This is a genomic window from Arenibacter nanhaiticus (assembly GCF_900141935.1).
Taxonomy (GTDB): Bacteria; Bacteroidota; Bacteroidia; order Flavobacteriales; family Flavobacteriaceae; genus Arenibacter; species Arenibacter nanhaiticus.
In genome coordinates this window covers 1-14,459 of the sequence record NZ_FQYX01000033.1, presented here as the reverse complement: position 1 = coordinate 14,459, position 14,459 = coordinate 1, and the positions used below count along the sequence as shown (strand labels likewise).

General features: G+C 39.5%; 9 protein-coding genes and 2 tRNA genes. 6 read left to right on the top strand and 5 right to left on the bottom strand.

What is annotated here, in order from left to right:
- Nucleotides 1-211: 211 nt before the first annotated feature.
- Nucleotides 212-1,771 (top strand): bifunctional ADP-dependent NAD(P)H-hydrate dehydratase/NAD(P)H-hydrate epimerase, encoded by a 1,560-nt coding sequence (locus BUA16_RS15565; RefSeq protein ID WP_072765669.1) that lies wholly within the window; start codon nt 212-214, stop codon nt 1,769-1,771.
- 40 nt (nt 1,772-1,811) lie between these two features.
- Here BUA16_RS15565 and BUA16_RS15560 read toward each other — a convergent pair whose 3' ends face one another.
- Nucleotides 1,812-2,210: an STAS/SEC14 domain-containing protein gene (locus BUA16_RS15560; RefSeq protein ID WP_072765668.1), complete on the bottom strand. Its 399-nt coding sequence runs from the start codon at nt 2,208-2,210 to the stop codon at nt 1,812-1,814.
- A gap of 201 nt (nt 2,211-2,411) precedes the next feature.
- Nucleotides 2,412-4,961 carry an ATP-dependent Clp protease ATP-binding subunit gene (locus tag BUA16_RS15555; protein WP_072765667.1) on the bottom strand — a complete coding sequence of 850 codons (2,550 nt, stop codon included), beginning with the start codon at nt 4,959-4,961 and terminating at the stop codon, nt 2,412-2,414.
- Between the two features lie 258 nt (nt 4,962-5,219).
- Between BUA16_RS15555 and gyrA the strand changes: the two genes are divergently transcribed.
- Nucleotides 5,220-7,751 carry a DNA gyrase subunit A gene (gene gyrA / locus BUA16_RS15550; protein ID WP_072765666.1) on the top strand — a complete coding sequence of 844 codons (2,532 nt, stop codon included), beginning with the start codon at nt 5,220-5,222 and terminating at the stop codon, nt 7,749-7,751.
- A gap of 39 nt (nt 7,752-7,790) precedes the next feature.
- The gene (locus BUA16_RS15545) at nt 7,791-9,053 is read left to right on the top strand and encodes a tetratricopeptide repeat protein (RefSeq protein WP_072765665.1); all 1,263 of its coding nucleotides are present in this window, start codon (nt 7,791-7,793) and stop codon (nt 9,051-9,053) included.
- Between the two features lie 507 nt (nt 9,054-9,560).
- Here the strand turns inward: BUA16_RS15545 and BUA16_RS15540 are convergent.
- Together BUA16_RS15540 and BUA16_RS15535 are read right to left on the bottom strand one after the other, a co-directional pair.
- Complete coding sequence (locus BUA16_RS15540; protein WP_072765664.1) at nt 9,561-10,313, bottom strand: C40 family peptidase; 753 nt, start codon at nt 10,311-10,313, stop codon at nt 9,561-9,563.
- Between the two features lie 22 nt (nt 10,314-10,335).
- The gene (locus BUA16_RS15535) at nt 10,336-11,511 is read right to left on the bottom strand and encodes an acetyl-CoA C-acyltransferase (protein ID WP_072765663.1); all 1,176 of its coding nucleotides are present in this window, start codon (nt 11,509-11,511) and stop codon (nt 10,336-10,338) included.
- Between the two features lie 225 nt (nt 11,512-11,736).
- On the opposite strand from BUA16_RS15535, the gene BUA16_RS15530 reads away from it, so the two are divergent.
- The 3 genes from BUA16_RS15530 (at nt 11,737) to BUA16_RS15520 (ending at nt 14,073) form a co-directional block, all read left to right on the top strand.
- On the top strand, nt 11,737-13,779 hold the full coding sequence (locus BUA16_RS15530) for an HD family phosphohydrolase (protein ID WP_072765662.1): 2,043 nt from the start codon (nt 11,737-11,739) through the stop codon (nt 13,777-13,779).
- Between the two features lie 98 nt (nt 13,780-13,877).
- Nucleotides 13,878-13,961 (top strand) — tRNA-Ser (locus BUA16_RS15525).
- A gap of 34 nt (nt 13,962-13,995) precedes the next feature.
- A tRNA-Pro gene (locus BUA16_RS15520) sits at nt 13,996-14,073 on the top strand.
- 197 nt (nt 14,074-14,270) lie between these two features.
- Here BUA16_RS15520 and BUA16_RS15515 read toward each other — a convergent pair.
- A partial coding sequence (locus BUA16_RS15515) for a transposase (protein ID WP_245795579.1) occupies nt 14,271-14,459 on the bottom strand: 189 nt, incomplete at its 5' end.

Here is a 14,459-nt window from a genome sequence, read left to right as displayed (position 1 = left end):
ATATATAGTAGATTACCCCAAAGGGGTGGTGGTACCAATAGTAGTAGTGGTAATTGTACCAATTACTATAGGAGCGTAGAATTTTAGGATGTCCGAATTGTTTACTATCATGTTGCGGATAAAGAATCAAAAGTAGTATTTTTGAGTAACGAATCAAAGGATCGTTTCTATTTTTACATTATTGGTAATTATTGTCCTAAAAAAATACGATATGAAGATTTTTAATGCGCAACAAATCTACGATGCTGATAAATTCACAATTGAAAAGCAGAACATTGAAAGCGAGATGCTTATGGAGCGTGCTGCCGTTCAGATTTTTAATTGGATGCATTTAAGAATGCAGGGAGCACCTGTAAAGGTTCATTTGTTTTGCGGGATAGGAAATAACGGGGGAGATGGTATTGCTTTGGCACGTCATCTGCAGGAGCACGGTTATAATATAGCGGTGCACGTGGTGAATTATAGTGAAAAACGCTCTAAGGATTTTCTGATTAATTTAAACCGGTTGCAAGATCGAAAAGTCTGGCCTAATTTTCTGAATCATGTATCTGAATTTCCGGCCATTGATAAAAATGATGTTATAGTCGATGCTATTTTTGGGATTGGTTTAAATAGGGCGCCAGACCAATGGGTGGTGAATTTAATAGAGTATTTAAATGCCTCCAGCGCCTTCATTCTTTCTATAGACCTTCCTTCCGGTTTATTTATGGAAACGGGAGTGGATAATACCGCAGGGATTATAAAAGCGAACCATGTATTGAGTTTTCAGGCGCCAAAACTTGTGTTTTTCTTGCCCGAAACCGGTGTTAATATTGGGCAATGGGAGATCTTGGATATAGGATTGGATATGGAGTTTTTATCGGGTTTGCCAACGCAATACGAATTGATGGGTAAAAGTGAGGTGGTGCCAATGTATCTTCCCAGAAACAAATTTTCGCATAAAGGTACTTATGGTCATTCATTAATTATTGGAGGGAGCTATGGTAAAATAGGCGCAGTGATTTTATCGGCCAAGGCATGTTTAAAAGCCGGTAGTGGCTTGGTGACTAGTTATGTGCCTAGTTGTGGTTATATTCCGATGCAAACCTCTCTCGCGGAAGCCATGGTGGTTGTCGACCAAGGAGAAAAGGAGCTGATCGATATTACCTTTGACATTGTGCCTAGTGTTATTGGTATTGGCATAGGTTTAGGGGTTTCTGAAACGACCACAAAAGCCTTTACAGCTTTTTTAAAACATAATAAATCGCCTTTGGTGGTCGATGCAGATGCCTTAAATATATTGTCGAAAAACAAGAGCCTGCTAAAATTACTGCCGGCAGATTCAGTGCTCACTCCCCACCCTAAGGAGTTGGAAAGGTTGATCGGACCTTGGAAGGATGATTTTGAGAAATTGAAAAAGGCAAAGATGTTTTCAAACAAGTACAATATTGTCTTGGTAATAAAGGGAGCTCATTCAATGGTGATATATAAGGGTATTGGTTATATAAATTCAACAGGGAACCCAGGAATGGCAACGGCGGGTAGTGGCGATGTGTTGACCGGAGTTATAACAGGATTAATTGCGCAAGGGTATGCGTCATCATTAGCGGCTGTTTTTGGAGTCTATTTACATGGAAAAGCTGGCGATATTGCCGTGGAAGATTGCGGATATGAGGCCTTAACGGCTTCTGGGATCATAGAGTGTATTGGGAAGGCTTATTTAGATTTGTTTTATGTGCCGCAACCAAAACAAGAGAAAGAGCAGGAAGAAGTAGAAGAGGCGAAGTCCTAAACAGGAGAGAACTAGGCTCGCTTTTTTGTACAGGAGCAGATCAGGACCTTATCCTTCGCTTTACCCATGTAAGGGCATTTTCTTGATCGATGAAAAATTTCATCGGTTTTTTATAGAACAGTTTTTCAATATTAAAATTATACATGTCGATTTCCTTGACAGACACAATGGCAAAGGCTTTAAGGCAATCTAGTTCCCTTAGGTAGCTATAGATCATGGGGTCGATGGCGTAAGAGTTTTTGCGGATACTGATATAGCCAAAGTTTTTGTTTTCATATTGAATTTCCATAATTCGGAGCAATTGTAGGAGTCGTTCCAGGGTAATAGTAGTTCCTTCGTTAAAAATTGAAATGACATAATCGTTATATACTTTTACTAGTCCAGATTCTAGCATGTATTCTTTAACGACTAATCCGTTTTTAGATTGTCCGCTGTTCATGTACAGTATTTTATATAGTGTCTGAGTCGAAAGTAGGATTTCGAAAATGGACCGTAAAAATTATTAGATTAAAAACCTAATAATGGGTGTATACGGGTGCTTGAGGAGTGTTTTATACAATCACGGAAAACTAAAAACGGTGGGGTAAAAAAAATGGAGTAGCCAACGGCTACTCCATTTTTTGAGTTATTAAAAATGATTTTATGCTTTGGAGGACTTCTCTCCTTTGTCAATTTTAATAGTAAGTTCTTGCTTCTCTTCGTTTAGATCCATAATGATGGTGTCCCCTTCATTAAGGTTTGAGTTTACAATTTCTTCGGCAAGGGCATCTTCAATATATTTTTGAATAGCTCTTTTTAAAGGTCTAGCCCCGTACTCTTTGTCAAAACCTTTTTCGGCAATATAATCTTTAGCCTTGTCGGAAAGCTGAAGGTTGTACCCGATATCGTTTATTCTAGCGAACAGTTTGTTAAGTTCGATATCGATGATTTTATGAATATCTTCTCTTTCTAAGGCGTTGAATACGATAACATCGTCTATCCTGTTAAGGAATTCTGGTGCAAAAGCTTTTTTCAAGGCGTTTTCAATGACGCTTTTTTGGTAGGTGTCGGCTTGTGCTTTTTTGGCAGAGGTTCCAAAACCTACTCCTTGTCCAAAATCTTTCAATTGTCTAGCACCAATATTAGAGGTCATGATAATAATCGTATTTCTAAAATCGATTTTTCTGCCTAGGCTATCGGTTAAGAATCCATCATCCAAGACTTGGAGCAGCATATTAAACACATCGGGATGCGCTTTTTCTACCTCGTCCAACAGGATAACTGAATAAGGTTTGCGACGTACTTTTTCCGTCAATTGTCCGCCTTCTTCATATCCGATATATCCCGGAGGTGCACCAACGAGCCTCGATATGGCAAATTTCTCCATGTACTCACTCATATCAATGCGGATCAGTGCATCCTCTGAGTCGAATAATTCTTTTGCCAATACTTTTGCCAATTGTGTTTTTCCAACCCCGGTTTGGCCTAAAAATATAAAGGAACCGATAGGTTTGTTCGGGTCTTTTAGGCCTGCGCGGTTTCTTTGAATGGCCTTAGTTACTTTCACAACCGCCTCATTTTGTCCAATGACATTGTTTCTTATCAGTTGAGGTAGTTCTGCCAGTTTATTGCTTTCTGTTTGTGCAATTCTGTTCACGGGAATACCGCTCATCATAGAAACGACGTCTGCAACATTGTCTTCGGTAACGGTTTCTTTGTGAAGCTTGCTGTCTTCTTCCCATTTTTCCTGGGCAATAGCTAAGTCTTTTTCTATTCTTTTTTCATCATCTCGCAGTTTTGCAGCCTCTTCATACTTTTGCTTTTTAACCACGGTATTCTTAAGAATCCTCACATCTTCCAATTGCTTTTCTAGATCTAGGATTTGTTTAGGCACATCCATGTTTACAATGTGGACTCTTGAGCCAGATTCATCCAATGCATCTATAGCCTTGTCTGGTAAAAACCTATCAGTCATATATCTGTTGGTAAGCTTTACACAAGCGATTATGGCTTCATCGGTATAAATAACATTGTGATGGTCCTCGTATTTTTGCTTAATATTATTAAGAATTTCTATAGTTTCCTGTACTGTGGTCGGTTCAACAATAACCTTTTGGAATCTTCTTTCAAGGGCTCCATCTTTTTCGATATATTGTCTGTATTCGTCCAAGGTAGTCGCACCAATACATTGAATTTCACCTCTTGCCAAGGCGGGTTTAAACATATTGGAGGCATCGAGGCTTCCTGTGGCGCCCCCGGCACCAACAATGGTATGAATCTCGTCAATAAACAAAATAACGTCGTTATTCTTTTCCAGCTCGTTCATAACCGCCTTCATTCGCTCTTCGAACTGGCCACGGTATTTTGTGCCAGCAACCAAAGAAGCCAAATCAAGGGTAACTACTCTTTTATTGTATAGGATTCTAGAGACCTTTTTGTTGATGATTCTCAAGGCAAGGCCTTCTGCAATGGCGCTTTTACCCACGCCAGGTTCACCGATCAATAGAGGGTTGTTCTTTTTTCTTCGGCTGAGGATTTGAGAAACCCTTTCTATTTCTTTTTCTCGGCCAACAACGGGGTCTAATTTGTTTTCTGCTGCCATTTTGGTAAGATCGCGTCCAAAATTGTCCAAGACTGGAGTTTTGGATTTCTTACTTCCTTTTTGAGAAGTACTTCCACCGAAGGAATCGTCCTTTTCTTCGGTGCTGTCATCTGAATCATTCGGGAAGGACTCTGAGGTAGGTGCGTCTATATAATCGTCATCGCTTGTTATCATAGATTTAAATTGTTCTTTAACTCCATCATAATCCACCTTTAATCTGTGTAATAACTTGGTGGTCGGATCATTTTCATTGCGCAATATGCACAATAGTAAATGAGCCGTGTTGATGGAAGGGCTTTGAAATAACTTGGCCTCCAAAAATGTCGTTTTCAGGGCGCGTTCTGCTTGCCTGGTTAAGTGTAAGTTTTTTTTGTCTTTCTGCAAAAGGCCAGGATTCGGATTTGCTGGACTCAAGATCTCTACTTTTCTTCTAAGGTGGTCTAAGTCGACATCCAGTGCATCCAATATGCTAATGGCCTTGCCGTTCCCATCACGGAGCAATCCTAACATTAAGTGCTCAGTACCAATGAAGTCGTGCCCTAATCGCAAGGCTTCTTCTTTGCTATAGGCAATTACGTCTTTTACTCTAGGGGAAAAATTATCATCCATAAAATTATCCTTTCATCATTAAAAATAGTAAATCTATATCAATATAGGGCAAATACTGTACCTATATTTCTTAAACTTTGTTCAATAGTTATAAAATAATAGATTTGTCAAATAAATGGACGGTCAAATCTAGAACTAAAATTCTGATAGGTCGTGTTGATAAATTTTTAAGAAAAGTGCGCTATAGTAGTGTTTGTGGCTTTGATTTTGTGTATATTGTCGTGCTTTTTTAACTAAAAAATAAACAGAAGATTTTAAATGGCAGAAGGAGAAAAATTAATTCCGATTAACATTGAAGATGAAATGAAATCTGCCTACATTGATTATTCAATGTCGGTCATTGTGTCACGTGCCCTACCTGATGTCAGGGATGGTCTAAAGCCGGTACATAGAAGGGTTTTGTTTGGAATGCATGAATTGGGAGTTCGCTCAAACAGTGCCCATAAGAAATCTGCCCGTATCGTCGGGGAGGTTCTGGGTAAGTACCATCCGCACGGAGATACCTCTGTGTATGATTCAATGGTTCGTATGGCCCAGGAATGGAGCTTGCGTTATATGTTGGTAGATGGGCAAGGTAACTTTGGGTCTATTGACGGTGACAGTCCTGCAGCTATGCGTTATACGGAGGCCCGTATGCGTAAGATTGCTGATGATATGTTGGCAGATATAGAAAAGGATACCGTAGATCATCAGTTGAACTTTGATGATTCTTTACAGGAACCCACAGTGCTTCCTACCAGGGTGCCCAATTTGCTGATCAACGGTGCTTCTGGTATTGCCGTAGGGATGGCAACGAACATGCCGCCTCACAATCTTTCTGAAGTTGTCGATGGTACGGTTGCTTATATAGACAATCACGATATAGAAATAGATGAGATCATGACCCATATAAAGGCTCCCGATTTTCCTACAGGGGGTATTATATATGGTTATGATGGAGTAAAGGAGGCATTCCATACCGGTAAAGGTCGAGTAGTGATGCGTGCAAAAGCTACTTTTGAAGAGGTACAAGGAAGAGATTGTATTGTCGTGACCGAAATTCCATATCAGGTCAACAAGGCAGATATGATCAAGAAAACTGCCGACTTGGTCAATGAAAAGAAGATCGAAGGAATTGCTACAATAAGGGACGAGTCCGATAGAAACGGTATGCGTATCGTTTATATCCTTAGAAAAGACGCTATTCCTAATATAGTTTTAAATACCTTATATAAATATACTTCACTACAGGCTTCCTTCAGTGTAAACAATATTGCATTGGTAAACGGAAGACCTCAATTGTTGAATGTAAAGGAGATGATTCATTACTTTGTGGAACACCGTCATGAAGTAGTGGTTAGACGTACCAAGTTTGAGCTTAAAAAAGCAGAAGATAGGGCTCATATCCTAGAAGGGCTTATTATTGCTTCGGATAATATTGATGAGGTGATTGCCATCATCAGAGCTTCTTCCAATGCCGATGCGGCTAGGGAAAGTCTAATGGAGCGCTTTAAGCTTAGTGAAATCCAAGCCAAGGCCATCGTAGATATGCGTTTACGTCAGTTGACTGGGCTGGAGCAGGATAAACTAAGGTCGGAGTACGAGGAAATCATTAAGACCATAGCCGATTTAAAGGATATCTTAGAGAAAAAGGAGCGTAGAATGCAGATCATTAAAGACGAGCTTCTAGAGATTAAAGATAAATACGGAGATCTCCGTCGTTCTGAAATCAATTTTGCCGGTGGTGATCTTAGTATGGAAGATATGATTCCGGATGAACAAGTGGTAATAACTATTTCCCATGCCGGATACATAAAAAGGACCTCACTTTCGGAATACAAGACCCAAAATAGAGGTGGTGTAGGACAAAAAGCGTCATCGACCAGAAATGAAGATTTCCTAGAGCATTTATTTGTAGGGACCAACCATCAATATATGTTGTTCTTTACCCAGAATGGAAAATGTTATTGGATGCGTGTTTTTGAAATTCCGGAAGGAAGCAGAACCTCTAAGGGACGTGCTATTCAAAACCTTGTCAATATTGAGAGCGACGATATGGTCAAAGCCTTTATCTGTACTCAGGACTTAAAAGATGAGGAATATGTAAACAATCATTACGTGATAATGGCGACCAAAAAAGGGATGGTGAAGAAAACCTCTTTGGAGCAGTATTCTAGGCCGAGACAAAATGGAATTAACGCCATAGGTATCCGTGAAGACGACGAATTATTAGAGGCTAAACTGACCACTGGTAGCAGTCAAATTTTCTTGGGGCTTAAATCTGGTAAAGCCATTCGATTTGAAGAAGGAAAGACCAGGCCAATGGGAAGAAATGCTTCCGGAGTTCGTGGGGTTACCTTAGCACACGAAAACGATGAGGTTATTGGTATGGTGTCCGTAAATGATTTAGAAGAGGAAATATTGGTTGTTTCTGAAAATGGTTATGGAAAACGTTCGAGCATTGAAGATTATAGAATTACCAATAGGGGAGGAAAAGGGGTGAAAACCATTTCTATAACCGAAAAGACCGGAGGTCTTGTGGCGATCAAAAATGTATCCGATTCGGACGATTTGATGATTATTAATAAATCAGGTATTGCTATAAGAATGAGTGTCGAAGATTTAAGAGTAATGGGAAGGGCTACACAAGGGGTCCGACTCATAAATATTAAAGGCAACGATTCTATTGCAGCAGTGGCCAAAGTGATGAAGGAAGAGCCACAAATTGACGGCGAGAACATTGTTCAAGAGGGTGCCAAGGAAGAAGATGGCACGGCTCTTGATAATAATAGTCCGGAAATAACCGAGTAATTATATAAATCCAATTAGTAGAATAAAAATATTAAAAGAATGAAAAGAAAATTTATAGTTTTAGCGGCGATGTCTTTTACGTTCGCTGGATTTTCTCAGAAAAGTGAGATTAAAGCAGCCGATAAGGCCTTAAGGTCGGGAGACGAAATGGCTGCAAAAACAGCGCTGGAAGGCGCAGCTTCGTTAATTAACGGTGCCGATGCTAAGATGCAGGCTCAGTATTTTTTCCTGAAAGGGAATGCTTATGCCGGTCTTGCAAAAAAAGGTACTGAAGGAGCTTTTGATGAGGCTATCACGGCCTATAGAAAGGTCGTTGAAGTAGAAGAGAAAAGTGGAAAGTCTAAATACAGTGCCGATGCCAAGCAGAAATTAGCTGCCATGACGGCCGATTTGGTAAACGCTGCTGTGGAGGACAACAATAATAAAAGGTTTAAAGAAGGTGCCGAGAAACTTTATTTAAGCTATACTTTGAGTCCTCAGGATACTGTGTACTTGTACTACGCTGCTAGTAGCGCAGTAAACGGGGGGCACTATGAGGAGGCTCTTGCTTATTACAACGAATTAAAAGATCTTGGGTACGACGGTAGTGGTGTGGTTTATAAGGCTACGAACGTTGCTACAGGAGAAGTTGAGGAGATGGATAGAACCCAAAGAGAGCTTATGGTAAAATCTGGGGCTTATAAAGATCCTGAAGATGAAAAAACACCTTCTAAAACTACCGAAATCGTTAAGAATATTGCTTTGATTTATACACAGTTGGGACAGGATGAAAAAGCTTTGGAGGCGTATGTAGATGCTCGTGCCAAGGATCCTAATGATGTTAACTTGATTTTGAATGAAGCTAATCTTTATTACAAATTAGGTGATAAGGACAAGTTTAAAGTCTTAATGGCCGAAGCAGCTGAAGTAGCTCCTGATAACCCAGATTTGTTTTATAATATTGGTGTTATTAATATGGAGCAAGGGAATATTGAAGAGGCAAGAGACGCTTATAGAAGGGCTATCGAAATTAACCCTGGTTATGTAAATGCCCAGTTAAATCTTTCTACTACCTATGTAAATGAAGGAAATGGTTTAATTGACGAGATGAACTCTTTAGGGAATTCAAAAAAGGATATTGCTAGATATGACGAATTAAAGCAGCAAAAGGATGATTTGTTCCGTGATGGTGCTATCATTTTAGAAGATGCCATAAAATTAAACCCAGACAATCAAGGTATTCTAACCCAATTGAAGAATATATATTATTCCTTAGGGGATAACGATAATTTCTTGCGTATAAAGAAAATGTTGAAAGAATAGCTTTTGGGCATTGAGATATAAAAAAAGACCTTCGTTTTGCGAAGGTCTTTTTTTATACAATAGTCCCGTCCTAATAAAGGGATGCATTATAATCTTAGTGTAATGAAAATATCTGAAACAGTGGGATGTAAAGTGTATTTCATTTCTTTTAAGCTCCTGGTGGCCCAAGAGATCGTTTCCTGCCTGTCATCTCGTGCCAAGGGTCGGGCTGTTCCATGAGGGCTTTGGAAATGGCCTTAAAAAACAAGAGTTAAAAGGGGTAGCCTTTAACATATTGATCCTCTAGACTTGCATGCGTATATTTATATCAAGTTTAATTTGATTAGTTGCTATAAAGATAATTAAGGCGAAGCGACCTTCTTTATCCGGTAATATATTGACAACGAAGATATTGTATGAAAAAATGAAGAGATAACAATACCAATAAAAAAAGCTGAACAATATGGTTCTTGCCCAGCTTTCATATTTGAATTTAATCCTTCAATAATCTGTATCGGTTATTCAGGACTAGACAATCTTTTTAATGACCCGTAGTTTATGAGTATAATTGTTTACTTCTATATTAAATATACCAGTATGATCTAAGCGGTCAATACGCACTTTTCCATGACAATGAATTACATAGTTATTGTCCATAATAATTCCCACATGGTCTATGATGCCATCCTTATTGTCAAAAAAAGCGAGGTCTCCGGGTTCACTTTCTTCAATGAAACTTAAGGCTTCGCCTTGGGTTGATTGTTGTGCGGCATCTCGTAACAGTTTGTATCCGTTTATCTTATAGACCATTTGGGTAAGGCCGGAGCAATCTATTCCAAAGGAAGTTTTTCCACCCCATAAGTAGGGAGCGTTAAGATAAAGCAGTGCGGTGGGCACTAACTGTTCTTTATTCTTGTGGTTGGTAGCACCAAAGTCATCGAATTTGTAATGCGATAAGCAAACATTTTGAATGGTAGACCCCAATACGATTGGGATCAGAACATTTTGTTTGTTTTCTGTAAAGGAGATGAGCTCTGATGTTATTTTTATATCGTCAGAGCCTTCTATCTGGTAGTAGTCTCCTTCGCTGATCATGGTGTATTGCTGGTTACTGATCCAGCCTTCATAACCATCAAAAGCAATTCGGATTTTACTCCATAATTTTCGATGTTCTAATACTTTAAAATGTTCGCCGTATAATAGTTGTGATACCATTTCGGCGGCGTCGTCCGCACTTGAACGTACAGGAATAATACTTAGGTGGCAAATACCGTATTGCATGGATGTGCTTTGCAGGGGCTTGTTAATTTCTTTCTATGATAATTGCTGAGGCTCCACCACCACCATTACAAATGGCTGCTGCACCTATTTTTGCGTTTTTTTGTTCCAAAACACTTAGTAAAGTAATGATTATTCGAGCACCGGAACACCCTAAAGGATGTCCTAATGATACTGCACCTCCATTAACGTTAACATTTTTATCGGTAAGACCAAGGATTTTCATATTGGCCAGACCTACTACTGAGAATGCTTCGTTAAATTCAAAATAATCAACTTCTTTAATACTAATATTAGCTTTGTTCAATGCTTTCGGCAATGCTTTTGATGGGGCCGTGGTAAACCATTGTGGCTCGTGGGCGGCATCGGCATAACTTTTTATGGTAGCCAAAGGTGTAAGTTCCAATTCAGCGGCTTTTTCTGCGCTCATCAATACCAGGGCTGCGGCGCCATCGTTAATGGTCGATGCGTTGGCGGCCGTTACGGTACCGTCTTTTGAAAAGGCAGGTCGCAAGCTGGGAATTTTATCTAGGATAACGTTTTTAAATTCTTCGTCCTCCTGAACAAGGATAGGGTCTCCTTTTCTTTGAGGAACGGGAACTGGAACAATCTCTTGGGTAAACTTTCCTGCGGCCCAAGCTTCTGCCGATCTTTTATAAGATTGAATGGCATAATTATCTTGGTCTTCCCTACTGAATTTATACTCCGTGGCGCAGGCATCGGCACAAGTACCCATAGCTTGTTGGTCATAGGCATCTACCAGCCCATCTTTCTGCATCCCATCGATAAGAGTACTAGGGCCAAACTTATGGCCATTTCTTAAATGAACGTAATGTGGAATAAGACTCATGTTTTCCATTCCTCCGGCAACCACAATGTCAGCATCTCCCAAAGCTATGGCTTGGGCAGCTTGCATTACGGCTTTCATTCCAGAGGCACATACCTTGTTAATGGTAGTGCAGGGAACGGTATTGGGAATACCGGCGTATATTGCGGCCTGTCTTGCGGGGGCTTGTCCAGTACCTGCCTGTACAACATTCCCCATCAGAACCTCTTCCACTAAAGTGGGGGCCAAATTGATTTTCTCCAAGGCTCCCTTAATGGCAATAGCTCCAAGTTGGGGGGCTGTTATAGAAGATAAAGCACCCATAAAGCTGCCAATTGGGGTTCTGGCGACAGAAACAATTACTACGTCTTTCATGAAGGTCTATTTTTATTTTACGAAATTAATAAATTAAAGCGCAACGAGGGTAGCAAGAGGGTATTATTCCATATTTTTTATCATTTTAAAATTGCCCGTGAAGAAAGTCGTTCATTTGTAGTAATTTCCTTTTTATATTTTTTGATGGTTAAAAGTTCTGTCGTCGAAGTAAAATAACGATATGAGCTTATATTTTTCTATTTTTGATTTTATAATCCAAGCAATATGCGCACTTTTTTGGACAGTCTATATAAAAACCAGGCCCTGGTTTATAAATACTTTCTCTATATAGGATCTGTTTTTTTAATAGTATTTCTTTTCCCAAGAGGGGGTAAGTTTAAGTATGAATACCAAAAAGGGAAACCTTGGCAGTACGAAAACTTTTACGCGCCGTTCGATTTTTCTATCAATAAGAGTGAAGATGAAGTCTCTAAGGAGAAGGTGGCTATTGTTAACAATCGTATTGACTATTACGCCTATGACAACCAAATAGCCGAAGATGTTCACGGTGTTTTTGAAGAGCAATTCAAGGATGTTTTTAAACCGCCTACATTCACCGCTAACCAACTGCCTTTTTTAAGGAAAGTAGCTCGTGAAATTTTAGATGACATTTATGAAAATGGAATCTTAGCTAAGACCGAACGAAAAAAAAATAATCTGTACTTGTTAAAAAACCACGAAGCAATAAAAATGCGCTTCGATGAAATATACAGTCCTTCGGACATTGCGGATGTGGTTGATAAAAAACTCGCTCAAAATGGACTGACGGGTTATAGGGAGGCCTTCCAGCAGCTTTTTTTCACGCTAGTTCGGCCAAATGTTAGCTTGGATACCAATTTGACCAAAAAGGAACTGGACCATGAGTTTTCCAAAATATCCTACACTTTGGGGACCGTAGATGAGGGGAAGCTCATTATAGCGAAAGGAGAAGTTGTTGAAGAGGAAGATTTACGATTGCTAAATTCCCTTAAAGGTGAATTCGAATCTGAATTGTGGGGAGAAAATAACCAGTATTATGTGCTGGTTGGATATACGGTGTTGGTGGCCTTGGTATTAATGATGTTGTTTTTATTTTTAAAACGGTATCGTGACGATATTTTTAAAGACAATACCAAGTTAACCTTCATTATAGTAAACATTCTTTTTATGGTGTTTTTTACCACTTTAGTGGTGAAATACGATGATGCATATGTATTTGTGGTACCACTTTGTATTCTGCCTTTAATACTGAAAACATTTTTCGATGCTAGGTTGGGACTTTATGTTCACGTGTTAACAGTGTTGATTCTAGGGTTTGTGGTCCCAAATAGTTTTGAATATATTTTTCTTCAGATTATGGCCGGTATAGTAACCATACTATCCGTTTCTGAACTGTATAAGCGGGCTAACCTCTTTATTTCTGTAGGACAGATAACCTTAATTTATATTGTAGGGTATTTTGCTTTTCACATGATTCACGAAGGGAGTTTACAGGATATGCAATGGATTGCTTTTGGATTTTTCTTGTTAAACGGAATGATCACTTTATTTGTCCAGCCTATGATTTATATCTATGAAAAAATTTTTGGGCTAGTCTCGGACGTTTCCTTGTTGGAATTGTCCGATACCAATTCAAAATTATTAAAGGAGTTGTCCAATAAGGCACCAGGAACCTTTCATCATTCCCTTCAGGTAGCCAATTTAGCCGAAGCGGCAGCAAATGAAATAGGGGCTAATGCTATGCTGGTCAGGGTAGGTGCTTTGTACCACGATATTGGGAAAATGAACAATCCGACCTATTTTACGGAAAATCAAATTACGAATGTGAATCCTCACGATGATCTGGAGCCTGTAGAAGCGGCCAAGATTATCATCGATCACGTTATTCAGGGAATAGAAATTGCCCAAAGAAACAAAGTTCCCGATAGGGTTATTGACTTTATACGGACGCACCACGGAACTTCTTTGGTGTTTTATTTCTATAAAAAGCAAAAAGAATTGGGCGGAGAAATGGATGAAGCAGATTTTAGGTATCCAGGGCCTATTCCTTTTTCGAAAGAAACGGCAATTTTGATGATGGCCGATTCGGTAGAAGCGGCATCGAAGAGTTTAAAAGACCCAACTTTTTTGGTTATCGATGAATTTGTAGAGAAAATAATAGAAGGACAGGTCCAGGCAAATCAATTTTTAAATGCCAATATTACGCTAAAAGAGATTGAACAGATAAAAAAAATACTGAAGCAAAAACTCGTAAATATCTATCACTTAAGGGTTGAGTATCCGGAGTAGAAAAAAAGTGAAAAAAAGTTTGCGAAAACCTTGTGGTATCGAGAATGAACAAGTACATTTGCAACCGCATAGCCGATATGCGAGTTCTGAAAAATAAAGGAGAGGTGCCGGAGTGGTAACGGAGCAGATTGCTAATCTGTCGACGGGTAACTGTCGCCAGGGTTCGAGTCCCTGTCTCTCCGCTTTTTTTAATTAAGAATGAATGGGTAACCATTTCGGGGTGTAGCGTAGCCCGGTTATCGCGCCGCGTTTGGGACGCGGAGGTCGCAGGTTCGAATCCTGCCACCCCGACCAAGAAAATCCGATCACAAACTGTGATCGGATTTTTTGTTTTTAACAGTGTAGTGCCATCGGCACTTAAACTGGGGAAAACAAAAAATCCGACAGGCGATAGCCTGTATCGGATGCTGTTGAGCACCGACCCCACTTCAGGATCACCGAGAGTATCGAGGTAATCCTGGATCAAGTCCAAAATCTGGGTTTTTACCATTTTAAGAATATAATTTAATCAAGCGATATAAGAAGTATTCTGTATTCCTGACTCCCCTAAATTGTGATCTAAAAGCCTTTACTTTGGCATTAAAGGATTCTGCCGAGGCATTCGTACTTTTATTTATAAAATAGTTCAGGATAGTTCTGTAATTAACGGGATCATGACCAATTGTTGTGTTTATGCAAAA

Bases quoted from the DNA above. Each gene is read 5' to 3' on its own strand.
- BUA16_RS15565 (WP_072765669.1), top strand. From the start codon at position 212: ATGAAGATTTTTAATGCGCAACAAATCTACGATGCTGATAAATTCACA.
- BUA16_RS15535 (WP_072765663.1), bottom strand. From the start codon at position 11,511: ATGAAAGACGTAGTAATTGTTTCTGTCGCCAGAACCCCAATTGGCAGC.
- BUA16_RS15530 (WP_072765662.1), top strand. From the start codon at position 11,737: ATGCGCACTTTTTTGGACAGTCTATATAAAAACCAGGCCCTGGTTTAT.
- BUA16_RS15555 (WP_072765667.1), bottom strand. From the start codon at position 4,961: ATGGATGATAATTTTTCCCCTAGAGTAAAAGACGTAATTGCCTATAGC.
- BUA16_RS15540 (WP_072765664.1), bottom strand. From the start codon at position 10,313: ATGCAATACGGTATTTGCCACCTAAGTATTATTCCTGTACGTTCAAGT.
- BUA16_RS15560 (WP_072765668.1), bottom strand. From the start codon at position 2,210: ATGAACAGCGGACAATCTAAAAACGGATTAGTCGTTAAAGAATACATG.
- gyrA (WP_072765666.1), top strand. From the start codon at position 5,220: ATGGCAGAAGGAGAAAAATTAATTCCGATTAACATTGAAGATGAAATG.
- BUA16_RS15545 (WP_072765665.1), top strand. From the start codon at position 7,791: ATGAAAAGAAAATTTATAGTTTTAGCGGCGATGTCTTTTACGTTCGCT.